This is a genomic window from Mesorhizobium sp. IMUNJ 23033 (genome assembly GCF_044778005.1).
GTDB classification, from domain to species: Bacteria; Pseudomonadota; Alphaproteobacteria; order Rhizobiales; family Rhizobiaceae; genus Mesorhizobium; species Mesorhizobium amorphae_A.
In genome coordinates, this window is sequence record NZ_JBJACT010000001.1 from 495,182 (window position 1) to 507,262 (window position 12,081).

Annotated in this window: 12 protein-coding genes; 6 read left to right on the top strand and 6 right to left on the bottom strand. The window is 65.7% G+C overall.

Annotation, left to right across the window (positions count from 1 at the left end; genetic code table 11):
• Positions 1 to 45: 45 nt before the first annotated feature.
• The 4 genes from hrpB to nhaA all read left to right on the top strand — a co-directional run bounded on the left by hrpB (position 46) and on the right by nhaA (position 5,854).
• On the top strand, positions 46 to 2,508 hold the full coding sequence (gene hrpB / locus ACFX5Q_RS02370; protein ID WP_404275068.1) for an ATP-dependent helicase HrpB: 2,463 nt from the start codon (positions 46 to 48) through the stop codon (positions 2,506 to 2,508).
• Positions 2,509 to 2,563: 55 nt separating this feature from the next.
• Positions 2,564 to 3,886 (top strand): ActS/PrrB/RegB family redox-sensitive histidine kinase, encoded by a 1,323-nt coding sequence (locus ACFX5Q_RS02375; RefSeq protein ID WP_404275366.1) that lies wholly within the window; start codon positions 2,564 to 2,566, stop codon positions 3,884 to 3,886.
• Between the two features lie 119 nt (positions 3,887 to 4,005).
• Positions 4,006 to 4,569, top strand: coding sequence for an ActR/PrrA/RegA family redox response regulator transcription factor (locus ACFX5Q_RS02380; RefSeq protein ID WP_040584356.1), 564 nt, complete (start codon positions 4,006 to 4,008; stop codon positions 4,567 to 4,569).
• 85 nt (positions 4,570 to 4,654) lie between these two features.
• Positions 4,655 to 5,854, top strand: a complete 1,200-nt coding sequence (gene nhaA, locus ACFX5Q_RS02385) for a Na+/H+ antiporter NhaA (RefSeq protein ID WP_404275071.1) — start codon at positions 4,655 to 4,657, stop codon at positions 5,852 to 5,854.
• On the opposite strand, the gene ACFX5Q_RS02390 is transcribed toward nhaA, so the two are convergent.
• The 3 genes from ACFX5Q_RS02390 to ACFX5Q_RS02400 all read right to left on the bottom strand — a co-directional run bounded on the left by ACFX5Q_RS02390 (position 5,851) and on the right by ACFX5Q_RS02400 (position 8,365).
• The gene (locus ACFX5Q_RS02390) at positions 5,851 to 6,885 is read right to left on the bottom strand and encodes an RNA polymerase subunit sigma-70 (protein WP_404275073.1); all 1,035 of its coding nucleotides are present in this window, start codon (positions 6,883 to 6,885) and stop codon (positions 5,851 to 5,853) included. The two genes, nhaA and ACFX5Q_RS02390, sit on opposite strands and share 4 nt — an antisense overlap.
• A gap of 42 nt (positions 6,886 to 6,927) precedes the next feature.
• Positions 6,928 to 7,674 (bottom strand): SDR family NAD(P)-dependent oxidoreductase, encoded by a 747-nt coding sequence (locus tag ACFX5Q_RS02395; protein WP_404275074.1) that lies wholly within the window; start codon positions 7,672 to 7,674, stop codon positions 6,928 to 6,930.
• Between the two features lie 190 nt (positions 7,675 to 7,864).
• Entirely contained in the window at positions 7,865 to 8,365 is a 501-nt protein-coding gene (locus tag ACFX5Q_RS02400; RefSeq protein ID WP_404275076.1) for an MmcB family DNA repair protein, read from the bottom strand.
• A gap of 808 nt (positions 8,366 to 9,173) precedes the next feature.
• On the opposite strand from ACFX5Q_RS02400, the gene ACFX5Q_RS02405 reads away from it, so the two are divergent.
• Positions 9,174 to 9,368 carry a hypothetical protein gene (locus ACFX5Q_RS02405; protein ID WP_404275078.1) on the top strand — a complete coding sequence of 65 codons (195 nt, stop codon included), beginning with the start codon at positions 9,174 to 9,176 and terminating at the stop codon, positions 9,366 to 9,368.
• A gap of 37 nt (positions 9,369 to 9,405) precedes the next feature.
• Here ACFX5Q_RS02405 and cueR read toward each other — a convergent pair whose 3' ends face one another.
• Complete coding sequence (cueR, locus tag ACFX5Q_RS02410) at positions 9,406 to 9,819, bottom strand: Cu(I)-responsive transcriptional regulator (RefSeq protein ID WP_006206892.1); 414 nt, start codon at positions 9,817 to 9,819, stop codon at positions 9,406 to 9,408.
• Between the two features lie 226 nt (positions 9,820 to 10,045).
• On the opposite strand from cueR, the gene ACFX5Q_RS02415 reads away from it, so the two are divergent.
• On the top strand, positions 10,046 to 10,663 hold the full coding sequence (locus ACFX5Q_RS02415) for a L,D-transpeptidase (protein ID WP_404275079.1): 618 nt from the start codon (positions 10,046 to 10,048) through the stop codon (positions 10,661 to 10,663).
• A 156-nt stretch (positions 10,664 to 10,819) separates the two neighbouring features.
• Here ACFX5Q_RS02415 and ACFX5Q_RS02420 read toward each other — a convergent pair whose 3' ends face one another.
• Together ACFX5Q_RS02420 and ACFX5Q_RS02425 are read right to left on the bottom strand one after the other, a co-directional pair.
• Positions 10,820 to 11,389 carry a NifU family protein gene (locus ACFX5Q_RS02420; protein ID WP_006206890.1) on the bottom strand — a complete coding sequence of 190 codons (570 nt, stop codon included), beginning with the start codon at positions 11,387 to 11,389 and terminating at the stop codon, positions 10,820 to 10,822.
• 187 nt (positions 11,390 to 11,576) lie between these two features.
• Complete coding sequence (locus ACFX5Q_RS02425; RefSeq protein ID WP_006206889.1) at positions 11,577 to 12,068, bottom strand: universal stress protein; 492 nt, start codon at positions 12,066 to 12,068, stop codon at positions 11,577 to 11,579.
• Positions 12,069 to 12,081: the final 13 nt, after the last annotated feature.

The following is a 12,081-nucleotide window of genomic DNA, read 5'->3' on the forward strand; positions in this document are numbered from 1 at the left end:
CGCTGATATGCGGGCGATGCGGACTGGCTGTACACCCCGAGGACAATGAGCAAAAACCCCCTGCCGGGGCTTCCGGTCTCCGCCGTGCTGCCGGCGCTCGGCGAAGCGCTGGCAAAGCAGAGCAGCGCCGTGCTGGTGGCGCCGCCCGGCGCCGGCAAGACGACGCTGGTGCCGCTGGCGCTGCTCGACGCGCCATGGCTGGGCACGGGCAAGATCGTCCTGCTCGAGCCGCGCCGGCTCGCCGCCCGCGCCGCGGCCCGCCGCATGGCCGAGCTGATCGGCGAGGAGCCGGGCGGCACGGTCGGCTATGCCATGCGCATGGAGAACCGCACCTCGGCCCGGACGAAAATCCTCGTCGTCACCGAAGGCGTGCTCGCGCGCATGATCCTCGACGATCCGGAACTGCCCGGTGTTTCGGCGGTGCTCTTCGACGAGTTCCACGAACGCTCGCTCGACGGCGATTTCGGCCTGGCGCTGGCGCTCGACGTGCAGGGGGCGCTCAGGCCGGACCTGCGCCTGCTGGTGATGTCGGCAACGCTCGACGGCGCGCGCGTCGCCCGGCTGCTGTCCGGCGCTCCGGTGATCGAAAGCCAGGGCCGCGCCTTTCCCGTCGATATCCGTTACGACGAGCGGCCGGCCGGTGTGCCGATCGAGGACGCGATGGCCAAGGCGATCCGCGCCGCACTCGCCGAGGAGGGCGGCAGCGTGCTCGCCTTCCTGCCGGGCCAGCGCGAGATCGAGCGCACCGCCGAGCGGCTGCACGACCGGATGGGCGCCGACACCGATATCGTGCCGCTCTACGGCATGCTCGACAACAGGGCGCAGGATGCCGCCATCAAGCCGGCGCCTCCAGGTCGTCGCAAGGTGGTGCTGGCGACTTCGATCGCCGAAACCTCGATAACCATCGACGGCGTGCGCGTCGTCATCGATTCCGGCCTGTCGCGGCTGCCGCGCTACGAGCCAGCCAGCGGCCTGACCCGGCTGGAGACAGTGCGGGTCAGCCGCGCCTCGGCCGACCAGCGCGCCGGCCGCGCCGGACGCACGCAAGCCGGCGTCGCCGTCAGGCTGTGGCGGGCCGAGCAGACGGCGGCACTCCCCGCCTTCACGCCGCCGGAGATCCTCGAGGCGGATCTGTCCGGCCTGTTGCTCGATTGCGCTGCCTTCGGAGTCGCCGATCCCGCGAGCCTTTCCTTCCTCGATCCGCCGCCGGCGCCAGCACTCAACGAGGCGAGGGCGCTGCTGCGCGCGCTGCACGCCATCGACGGAGAGGGGCGACTGACGGAGGCGGGCGCCGCGATGCGCAAGCTGGCACTGCCGGTGCGGCTCGCCCACATGGTCGCCGAAGCCGCCGGAACCGGTCACGCCCTTGAGGCCGCGACGCTCGCCGTGCTGCTCACCGAGCGCGGCCTTGGCGGCGACGGCGCCGACCTCGAGCGCCGGCTGATGCGGTTTCGCAGCGAAAAATCGCCGCGCGCCGTCGCAGCGCGCCAGCTTGCCGAGCGGCTGGCCAAACAGGCCGGCGGTGCGAAGAACAATGAGCCGGCATCTGCAGGCGCCCTGCTCATCCACGCCTGGCCGGACCGCGTCGCCAGGGCACGCGGCGAGCGCGGCCGTTTCGTGCTGGCCAACGGCTCGGGCGCCATGCTCGACGCCGCCGATGCGCTGGCGGGCGAGACCTGGCTGGTCGTCGCCGATCTGCAGGGCAAGGCCCAGAACGCCCGCATCAGCGCGGCGGCTCCGGTCGACGAGGCCGATATCCGTGCGGCACTCGCCGACAGGATCGAGACCCGCCGCGAGACGAGCTTCGACCGCGGCCGGCGCGCCGTGCGGGTGCGCGAAACCGCCAGGCTCGGCGCCATCACCCTTTCCGAACGCATGCTGCCGGCGCCATCGGGCGCCGACGCGGATCAGGCGATCCTCGAAGCCTTGCGCGAGCACGGCCTGTCGCTGCTCGACTGGGGCAAGGAGGCCGAGACCCTGCGCCAACGGCTCGGCTGGCTGCACCGTGGCCTCGGCGCGCCCTGGCCCGACGTTTCCGACGCAGCATTGATCGACCGGCTCGACAACTGGCTACTGCCGTTCCTCACCGGCGCGGCGTCTTTTGCCGCCATCAATTCCAGTGCGCTTTCGGCCGGCCTGATGGCGCTGGTGCCGCATGAATTGCAACGCCGGATCGATGCGCTGGCGCCGACGCATTTCGACGCGCCCTCAGGCAGCCACGTGCCGATCCGCTATGACGGCGAATGGCCGGTGCTGGCGATCCGCGTGCAGGAATTGTTCGGCCTCGACCGGCATCCGGCGATCGCGGGCGGCAGCGTGCCGCTGACGCTCGAATTGCTGTCGCCCGCGCACCGGCCGATCCAGACGACGCGCGACCTGCCCGGTTTCTGGCGTGGCTCCTGGGCCGATGTGCGCACCGACATGCGCGGCCGCTATCCCCGGCATGTCTGGCCCGAGAACCCGCTGCTCGCCGCCGCCACCAGCCGAGCAAAACCGCGCGGGACATGATGCATCCGGATAGAAACATCTACCGCTTGTCCTTTCCCGGCTATAATCCTTGGCCATGATCAAGATCCTCAACGCGCCCGACTTTCAACAAAGCCAGCGGCTGCGCCTCAACACGCTGATCAGGCTGCGCTGGCTGGCCATCGTCGGCCAGAGCCTGACGGTGCTTCTCGTCGCTTACGGGCTGAAATTCCCGCTGCCGGTCAGCATGTGCTTCGCGCTGATCGCCTGCTCGGCCTGGATGAATTTGTGGCTGACCTTTCGCTATCCGGCGGCGCATCGGCTGACCCCGCTGTCGGCCTTTGTCATCCTGACCTTCGACAGCCTGCAACTTGCCGGCCTGCTCTATATGACCGGCGGCCTCACCAACCCGTTCTCGGTGCTGATGACCGTGCCGGTCGTCATCTCGGCGGCGTCGTTGCCGCTGCGCCTCACCGCGGTGCTCGGCGCGCTGGTCATGACGGCGGCCACCTTGCTGGTCTTCTTCCATCAGCCGCTGCCCTGGCACGAAGGCGCGCCCCTGGAGATGCCGTTCGTCTATGTCGCCGGCATCTGGATGGCGGTGTTCTCGTCCATCGCCTTCACCGCTATCTACGCCTTCCGCGTCGCCGAGGAGGCGCGCCTGCTCGCCAACGCGCTCGCCGCTACAGAACTGGTGCTGCAGCGCGAGCAGCATCTTTCCGCCCTGGACGGCCTTGCCGCTGCCGCCGCGCATGAACTGGGCACGCCGCTCGCCACCATCGCGCTTGTCGCCAAGGAAATGGAGAAGGTGCTTGGCGACGACCCGAAATACCGCGAGGACGTGACGCTGCTGCGTTCGCAAAGCGAGCGCTGCCGCGAGATCCTGAAACGGCTGACCAGCCTGTCCTCCGAGGGCGAGGCGCATCTCTCCCGCCTGCCGCTGACCTCGCTGGTCGAGGAGGTGACGGCGCCGCACCGCGATTTCGGCATTTCGATCAAGCTCCGGCCGGGCGAGCGCATCGGTGCCGAACCGGTCGGGCGGCGCAACCCGGGCGTCATCTACGGTCTCGGCAATCTGGTCGAGAACGCCGTCGACTTCGCCCGCAAGACCGTCACCGTCCGCTGGAGTTGGGACGACGAACACGTCTCCTTCTCGATCATCGACGATGGGCCGGGCTTCCCGCCTGAGATCATCGACCGCATCGGCGAGCCCTATATGTCGACGCGCCAGGGCAACGAGGCCGGCGGCGGCCTGGGTCTTGGGCTGTTTATCGCCAAGACCTTGCTCGAGCGCTCCGGCGCCACGCTCGATTTCCGCAATTCGAGCGGGCTGGGCGAGGGCGCCGTGGTGCATATTTCGTGGCCGCGCAGCGTCTTCCTCAATCCCGAATCGTCTTCGAGCATGTTCGACACCGCCTGAAATCGGTGCCGCAACCTGCATATTGGCCCTATCCCCCCGGTTTCAGGCGCTAAAAATTGGACAATAGTGCTGCGGAACTGTATCTGCGTAAAATTAAGGCAGCAGGAATTCTGGAAGCGATGAGCGGAGACGAAACGACTGGCGCAATGGTTGAAGGCGAGGACACCTCGCTGCTGATCGTCGATGACGACAAGCCGTTCCTGACGCGGCTTGCCCGCGCCATGGAAACCAGGGGCTTCGTGGTCGAGACGGCCGACAGCGTCGAGGAGGCAGTGACGAAAGCACGCGCCCATCCGCCGGCCTACGCGGTGGTCGACATGCGGCTCGGCGACGGCAATGGCCTCGATGTCGTTGCTGCCATCCGCGAGAAGCGCGACGATGCCCGCGCCGTCATCCTCACCGGCTATGGCAACATCGCCACCGCGGTGACGGCGGTAAAACTCGGCGCCATCGACTATCTGTCGAAGCCGGCCGACGCCGACGACATCTTTGCCGCGCTGACCCGCACATCGGGCGAACGCGCCGCACCGCCGGAGAATCCGATGTCGGCCGACCGCGTCCGCTGGGAGCACATCCAGCGCGTCTACGAAATGTGCGACCGCAACGTTTCGGAGACCGCGCGCCGGCTCAACATGCATCGCCGCACGCTGCAGCGGATCCTGGCCAAACGCGCGCCACGCTAACCACGGGCTGACTTGCGGGCTGCTTGCCTCGCAACCAAGGCTTGCGCATCATCTGCCAAGGCGATTCCGAAGTGACGGAGGCGATATGCGGGACGACACAGCGCGGCCGGTTTCCATCTTTCGCGAATTCCTCGACGGCGAGGCGGCCGGCGGCATCATCCTGATGGGCGCCGCGGCACTGGCCCTGATCGTCGCCAATTCGCCGCTGTCCGAAACCTATTTTGCCGCCCTCCACGCCTATCTCGGGCCGCTCAGCGTCTCGCACTGGATCAATGACGGGCTGATGGCGGTGTTCTTCCTGCTCGTCGGGCTGGAGATCAAACGCGAGATGCTGGATGGCCAGCTCTCGACCTGGCCGCGGCGCGTGCTGCCGGGCATTGCGGCGGCAGGCGGCATGGTGGTTCCGGCGCTGGTCTATGTCGCTATTAACCGCGACAACACCGCTGCCCTGTCCGGGTGGGCGATCCCGACCGCCACCGACATCGCCTTTGCCCTTGGTGTCTTGTCGCTGCTCGGCAACCGCGTCCCGGCCTCGCTAAAAATCTTCCTCACCGCCTTGGCCATCATCGACGATCTCGGCGCCGTCATCATCATCGCGTTGTTCTATACAAGCGGCCTGTCGCTCGCCTATCTGGGCGCGGCCTTCGCGGTCATTGCGGTGCTCGTCGTGCTCAACCGCATGCGGGTGCTGACACTCGTGCCCTACCTCGTGCTGGGCATCGTCTTGTGGGTGCTGGTGCTGAAGTCGGGGGTGCACGCTACGCTCGCCGGCGTGGCGCTGGCGCTGACCATCCCGCTCGAACGCTCTCCCGGCATCAGCCACGACATAGAACATTCGCCGCTGCACCGGCTCGAACACGGCCTGCACAAAATCGTGCCCTTCATCGTCATCCCGATCTTCGGCTTCGCCAATGCCGGCGTCTCGCTCGCCGGCGTCAGCCTGGCCGCGCTGGTCGAGCCGCTGACGCTGGGGGTGGCCGCCGGTCTCGTCGCCGGCAAACTGGTCGGCGTCTTCGGCTCCTCGGCGCTGGCCATCCGGCTGGGCTTCGCCGACCTGCCGGCGAATGCCGGCTGGCTGCATCTGGTCGGCATCTCGCTTCTGTGCGGCATCGGCTTCACCATGAGCCTGTTCATCGGCCTGCTCGCCTTCGCCAGCGATGTAGCGCTGCAGGATGCGGTCAAGGTCGGCATCCTAGCCGGCTCCCTCATCGCCGCGCTGCTTGGCGCCGCCGTGCTGCTGGTGGCGCCGGCGGCTGGCGAAGCCGATGGGGCGGACGAAGGCTAGGCTGGCCGCAGACCGAAGGCAGCAAACAATGAGGGGCCGAGCGGCGGCACATAGATCGTTAACGAGGCGATCTTCCCGTCGGCGGGCTCGATGACATGCAGAGAATGGGGCAGCCACGCAAGGTTCTGATGGCTGCGCGCGTAGACCGCGACCGCGGGCTGGCCATTGGCCCCGGTGGCCACCGCGCGATAGCCGGCAAAATTGCCCCAGACGGTCCCGAAAAAAGCCCGGATCGCCTTTCGCCCTCGGTACCATTCCCGCCATGGCGGCATGTGGTAGGTGGCGTCTTCGTGCAGCAGGTCGACGAGGCCGTCGAGGTTGTCCGCTTGCCAGGCCTGCATGTAGCGCTCGAGCAGCAGCCCCTCTTGCGGGCTGGGTTGCGATCGCTGCAGGGGACGCCCCCGAGGATAGCTCTGGCCAAGCGTTGCGCGGGCCCGCTGCAGGGCGCTGTTGATAGAAGCGGTCGAACCGCCCAGCAAGTGCGCCGTCTCGACCGCTGACCAGCCAAGCACGTCGCAAAGCAAAAGGGCGGCCCGCTGCCTGGGCGGCAGAAGCTGGATCGCCGCGACGAAAGCGAGTTGCACCGCTTCACGGGCCTCGTAGCGCGCGTCCGGACCCGGTTTGTCGTCGACCAGATCCGGAAGCTCCGCGTCCGGATAAGGCTCCAGCCAGGTGAGCTCGGCGGCGGGCCCGCCGGTCGCCCTCGAGTCAGAGGGCGGCCGTTCGGGCTCAAGGAGAATGCGATGCACACTCGACCTCGCCTTGATCGCGTTGAGGCAGCTGTTGGTGGCGATCGCGTAGAGCCAGCCACGAAGCGAGCCCCGGCCTTCGAATTGCGACCTTGCGCGCCAGGCCTTGAGGAAGGTGTCCTGGACAAGGTCGTCCGCCTCGTGCAGTGAACCCATCATCCGATAGCAATGCAGCTTGAGTTCGCGGCGATGGACCACTGTCAGGCGCTCGAAGGCCAGCCGATCGAGGATCGGCTGGCCTGGCCGGCCCAAGGGCTCAACAGGGCCAGAAGCGTCTGTCATACGGAGCCTGCGGTGCTGAAGTCGGCTGACATCCTGCGCGCCTCATGCCGCCGCCGCAAGTCCGCTGCCGCTCACCGTGAAGGAGCTGCCTTGCGGTTTGCCGGTGGCGAGCGCGACCACCGCGCGAGCGACATCGGCCGGTGTCTGCATGTCGGTCATGCTCGCCAGGAAGTCCTTCGGTCGGATGCCCATATAGGCCGAAATGCCGTCGATACCGCGGTCACCAACGCCGGTGCCCGGCATGATGCGCGCCGGCGCAAGTGCCATGAAGCGCAGGCCGAGGCCGAGCCGGTCCGCTTCCTTCTGGCTGTGACCGGCCAGGAACATCTGCATGCGTTTTGCGCCGGAATAGCCGCCTGAATTCGGCGGCCCACCGCTAAAGGCAGCACCACTGGAGATCAGCACCACCCGGCTCCCCGGCTTGAGCCGGCCCTGGAGCGCTGCCTTGCAGAACAGGAACGACGCCTTGACGTCCATGTCCCAGTTGGCCGAGAAGACCTCCCAGCTCTGCTCCTGGATGGGGGCGGACGGCGCGAGAGCGCCGGCTGAGATCACCAGCACATCCGGCGCCAGCGCGTCGAAAACCGCGTCGGGCGCGGTCTCCTCCGTCGCGTCGACCGAAAGCGTCTTCACGCCTGATGCCTCCCAGGAGAGTTTGTTGAGGTCGGCCGCGCTGCGGGCAACGGCAAGTACGGTCGCCCCTTCGCCGAGTGCTGCTTCCACGATCGAGCGGCCGACACCTCGGCTGCCTCCGATGACGACGACATTCTGAGCTTCTAACGATCCCATGGATCACCTCTCTTTCCGGCCGCCGGACCATCCGAGCGTGCCTGTTGATCAGGACAGCGCAGGCAGGCGGAAATCATCGGTGCGAGGTCAAAAAACCTTCTCAGGCGATGGGGCGGGCCGGCGCAAAGCTCCGATCTGACTCCGTCGCCAGCCGGCGACGCGCCAGGCCTGTCGCCTGCGCGACGCACTGCTATTCGCTCTCGCCCTCGAGTGCTGGCACCGCCACGCCGGCGAGTTCCGCCGCCAGCAGCCGTGCCGCACCAGCCCGCGCAATCCTCAGCATCAGCGCCTTGCGCGTTGCCGCCACCATGCGGTGCTCGGGCGCATCGCGCAGGATCTCGGCGCCGTAGCCGTCGGAGAGGATGAAGCCGCATTCCTCGGGAAAGATCTCCCCGGGCACGCCGGGATGGGTGGCGAAGAAGAAGCGGTCGGAATGTAGCCGGTAGTCGGGCCATTTGCGGTCGACCCGGAAATCCTCGATCGAGGATTTGATCTCGATGATCCAGATGTCGCCCTGGCGGGTGAGCGCCACAAGGTCGGCGCGGCGGCCGGTGGCCAAGGACAGTTCAGGCAGCACATGCGCGCCCATGTCCATCAACAGCCGCTGCACCCCACGCCGCACCAGCATGGCCCGCTCCGACTGGCGGCCATCGATCAAAGGGTTGAGGGGAATCGGCGAAATGATGGGCATGATGGGCACCATGCCAGATTTTGTTCACGGTTTGAACCCATGAACAGCACGAGGCCGGTGAAACGCCTTTAGTGACCACTAACGTAGCTAGGAACGCGTGCCGGACTTTCCATGAACGAAAGGCCACCAGCCTAGCTCGAATGGCTTATGGCGTTGCGTCGCCGTTCATACGACGGAACGAGACAGGCTTTATCGCCGGGCAAGGCTTGCGGGCAGCGGCTGTACCCGGCCGTAGGGGAACAGGGGAACGCTGCATCTTGCCGGTGATGTCCTTCACCGTCTTCAACAGCGCCTCATGCAGTGCCTGGAGCGAGCAATGCTCGCCGTAGGCGGCGGGACCGGCTCCGTTCCCACGTTGAATGAGCCGCAGCCTATGCCTGTCACATCAGCTTAACAATTCTTGGGTACCTGATAGGGCCTAGCCAACTTTTCCTCCGCCCCGCCGGCTTCATCCAAAGCAGACGGGGCTTATTTTTGGTGAAGACGGTTGCTGCACCGGTCCCGTCCCGTGCCCATTGGATGGAAGTTGGATCCTTGCCGGCGATGTCCCTTCGCCGCCTTCAACAGCGCCTCATGCAAAACCTGGAGCGAGGCGGTAGTGATCGCAGCCAGGCGATATCGGCGGGCCGATGATGCTCTTGTGCAGGCCGCGATCGTAAATTGACGGACCCAGCCAGATTAGATGGCTGCTACGCAAAGGGGCAATTACACCCAAAAGAAGTCAGGCCAGGACTGTTTTCAGCCTTGAAGGCCCACGAGCGCGGATCATATAAGAATATATACTTTTCCCATTGCTTCAGGGGTAGGCATGGCGGTGAACAGGGCAGCATCAAAAAGCGAGAAGCTCTCGGCCTTCGACCTCGATGCTCTGCGCGAGGTGTTCAGGAAGTCGGTTCGTGAGCATGACGTCTCAGCAGCCGATTGGGCGGAACACGCCAAATTGTTCCTCAAGCGGACAACCAAGCGCGAAGCGGGCAAGGAAATTATCAACCGCGTCGTTTAGGCGGCCCGGTATCAGCCATTGATGCCGCACCATCGCTCTATGCCGTTGGCGCTCGACTACCTTCAGCCGCCCCAGCCATATCATCCAAAATCGGGCAGTCCGGCCGGTCGTCGCCGTGGCAGGCGTGGATCAGTTTTTGTAGTGTCGCCCGCATCGACTGCAACTCGCGCACCTTCTCCTCGATGGCGCTGACATGGGCAGCGGCGATCTCGCGCACATCGTGGCTGGCGCGGCTGCGGTCCTGGTAGAGCGCCATCAACTGGCGGCAGTCGTCGATGGAAAAGCCGAGGTTGCGCGCGCGGCGCAGGAAGGCCAGCCGATGGATATCGTCGCCCGAATAGTCGCGGTAGCCATTGCCGGCGCGCGCCGGCGCGATCAGGCCGATCTCCTCATAGTAGCGGATGGTCTTGGCCGGCAGGCCGGAACGCTCCGCGGCAGCTCCGACATTCATGGCGTCTTCCCTGGTTTCGGCAGCTCCCGGAACTGCCCCATTGAAATTGCTTCACAATCCTGTGACGGCTGTTGCCGAAATGCCGCAGTCGCGGGCTTACCGGCACGTAAGGTCCTGCATATAGGCATCGCGCGCTTGGCAAGCAACGCAAATGCCAGCATGAATGGTTTCAGGAAAAGCGGCCGACTCGTGCCGCGATCAACTGGGCAGGGCATCGGACCTATTCATGCGCATGAAGTCGTTTGCAATTGTCGCTGCCCTCGCGCTGTCGACCGCCATTAGCGGTTGCAGCACCATAGGTTCGAGGCTGTTTTCCAACGACTACGGCGCGGTCACCGATGCGGGCTATCAATTGCCGCGCATTCCGATCGAAAAGGTGCCGCGGAAGTATCACCGGCAAGAGGTGAATTACGACACCAGGGAACAGCCGGGCACCATCATCGTCGACACCCAGAACAAGTTCCTCTACTTCGTCGAGGGCGACGGCCGGGCGATACGCTACGGCATCGGCGTCGGCCGTGAAGGCTTCGAGTGGCACGGCACCGCCCGTATCGCGATCAAGCGCGAATGGCCGACCTGGACGCCGCCCTCGCAGATGATCAAGCGCCAGCCGGAGCTCGCCAAGTTTGCCGGCGGCATGGACCCCGGCCTGAAGAACCCGCTCGGTGCGCGCGCCATGTATCTGTTCAACAGGGGCGGCGACATGGGCTACCGCCTGCATGGCAGCCCGGAATGGAACTCAATTGGCAAGGCGATGTCGTCGGGCTGCATCCGGCTGATGAACCAGGACATTATCGACCTCTACGACCGCACGTCGGTCGGCGCCAAGGTCATCGTACTGTGACACCTTTTATGACGCGGACCGTCTAGGCAACAAATGGACGTCCAAAAACAGAAAACCGGGCAATTCGGCCCGGTTTTTTGTTGTCTGCATTCTGAGGTTGCGAAGCTCTTTTGAGAACTCGCCCTGCTGGTCAGCAGGGCAAGGCGGCCGATGGGGTCAAGAGACTTGTTCGACCTGCTGCACCTCGGGCACAAAATGCCGGAGCAGGTTCTGGATGCCGTGCTTCAGCGTCGCCGTCGACGACGGGCAGCCGGCGCAGGCGCCTTTCATGTGCAGGAACACGGTGCCGTTCTCGAAGCCGCGGAAGGTGATGTCGCCGCCATCCTGGGCAACCGCCGGGCGCACCCTGGTGTCGAGCAGTTCCTTGATGGTGATAACCAGCTCTTCGTCGGCCTTGTCGTAGAATTCGCCGGTCTGGCTGGTCTCGGCGGCGGGGCCGGCCCTGGCCATGACGGGCGCGCCCGACATGAAATGCTCCATGATAGCGCCGAGGATCGCCGGCTTCAGATGCTGCCAGTCGGGGCCGTCCTTGGTCACGGTGATGAAATCATAGCCGAAGAAGACGCCGGTCACGCCCGGGATCTCGAACAGCCGGCCGGCCAGCGGCGAAGCTCCTGCCGCACTGTCGGCGTCGCGGAAATCGGCGGTGCCTTCGCGCAGCACTTCCTTGCCGGGCAGGAACTTCAGCGTCGCAGGGTTCGGCGTCGATTCGGTCTGGATGAACATGGCTGTCTCCATGCCCGTGTCGGGCAATAGTTTGGAATAGTTCTAAATAGGCTCTATCGGCTGGACATTCAAGCGAAACGCGTCGCCCGAACGGCTGGCTGGCGGAATGTTTTTTCAGCGTCCCTGCGACGCGCTTTTGGGTGTGTTGAGCTTCAGGTCAGGCCGGCCTCACCTGAATATCGATACCTCAGGCCAGGCTGTCGATCTCCTCGTCCGAAAGATTCTGCGGCACCACGGTGACGGGAATAGGGAAGGCGGCGCCTTTGCCAGCCACCGCGCCGACCAGCGGCCCGGGGCCCTCCTTGCCGGCGCCTGCCGCGAGCACAAGGATGGCGATGTCCTGGTCTTCCTCGATCAGTCTGTGGATCTCTTCGGTCGGTTTGCCTTCGCGCACCACCAGCTCCGGCTCGATGCCGAGCTTCTGGCGCACCTTGTTGGCATAGCTGTCGAGCGCGGTGCGCGCCGTGGCGTTGGCCTCCTCGCGCATGATCTTCTCGACCCCCAGCCAGTGCTGGAAATCGTCCGGCTCGATTACATAGAGCAGCACCAGCACGCCACTGGTGCTCTGCGCCCGCTTCGAGGCGTAGGCGACGGCACGCTCGCATTCCGGCGTGTCGTCGATGATCGCCAGGAACTTGCGGCGATGTCCGGCTTCGCGACTGAGGCGCTTGGAGACCATGTCTATCTACTCG

What these genes read in the sequence shown, in the direction of transcription:
- hrpB (WP_404275068.1), top strand. Translation starts at nt 46, where the DNA reads ATGAGCAAAAACCCCCTGCCGGGGCTTCCGGTCTCCGCCGTGCTGCCG.
- ACFX5Q_RS02375 (WP_404275366.1), top strand. Translation starts at nt 2,564, where the DNA reads ATGATCAAGATCCTCAACGCGCCCGACTTTCAACAAAGCCAGCGGCTG.
- ACFX5Q_RS02380 (WP_040584356.1), top strand. Translation starts at nt 4,006, where the DNA reads ATGAGCGGAGACGAAACGACTGGCGCAATGGTTGAAGGCGAGGACACC.
- nhaA (WP_404275071.1), top strand. Translation starts at nt 4,655, where the DNA reads ATGCGGGACGACACAGCGCGGCCGGTTTCCATCTTTCGCGAATTCCTC.
- ACFX5Q_RS02390 (WP_404275073.1), bottom strand. Translation starts at nt 6,885, where the DNA reads ATGACAGACGCTTCTGGCCCTGTTGAGCCCTTGGGCCGGCCAGGCCAG.
- ACFX5Q_RS02395 (WP_404275074.1), bottom strand. Translation starts at nt 7,674, where the DNA reads ATGGGATCGTTAGAAGCTCAGAATGTCGTCGTCATCGGAGGCAGCCGA.
- ACFX5Q_RS02400 (WP_404275076.1), bottom strand. Translation starts at nt 8,365, where the DNA reads ATGCCCATCATTTCGCCGATTCCCCTCAACCCTTTGATCGATGGCCGC.
- ACFX5Q_RS02405 (WP_404275078.1), top strand. Translation starts at nt 9,174, where the DNA reads ATGGCGGTGAACAGGGCAGCATCAAAAAGCGAGAAGCTCTCGGCCTTC.
- cueR (WP_006206892.1), bottom strand. Translation starts at nt 9,819, where the DNA reads ATGAATGTCGGAGCTGCCGCGGAGCGTTCCGGCCTGCCGGCCAAGACC.
- ACFX5Q_RS02415 (WP_404275079.1), top strand. Translation starts at nt 10,046, where the DNA reads ATGCGCATGAAGTCGTTTGCAATTGTCGCTGCCCTCGCGCTGTCGACC.
- ACFX5Q_RS02420 (WP_006206890.1), bottom strand. Translation starts at nt 11,389, where the DNA reads ATGTTCATCCAGACCGAATCGACGCCGAACCCTGCGACGCTGAAGTTC.
- ACFX5Q_RS02425 (WP_006206889.1), bottom strand. Translation starts at nt 12,068, where the DNA reads ATGGTCTCCAAGCGCCTCAGTCGCGAAGCCGGACATCGCCGCAAGTTC.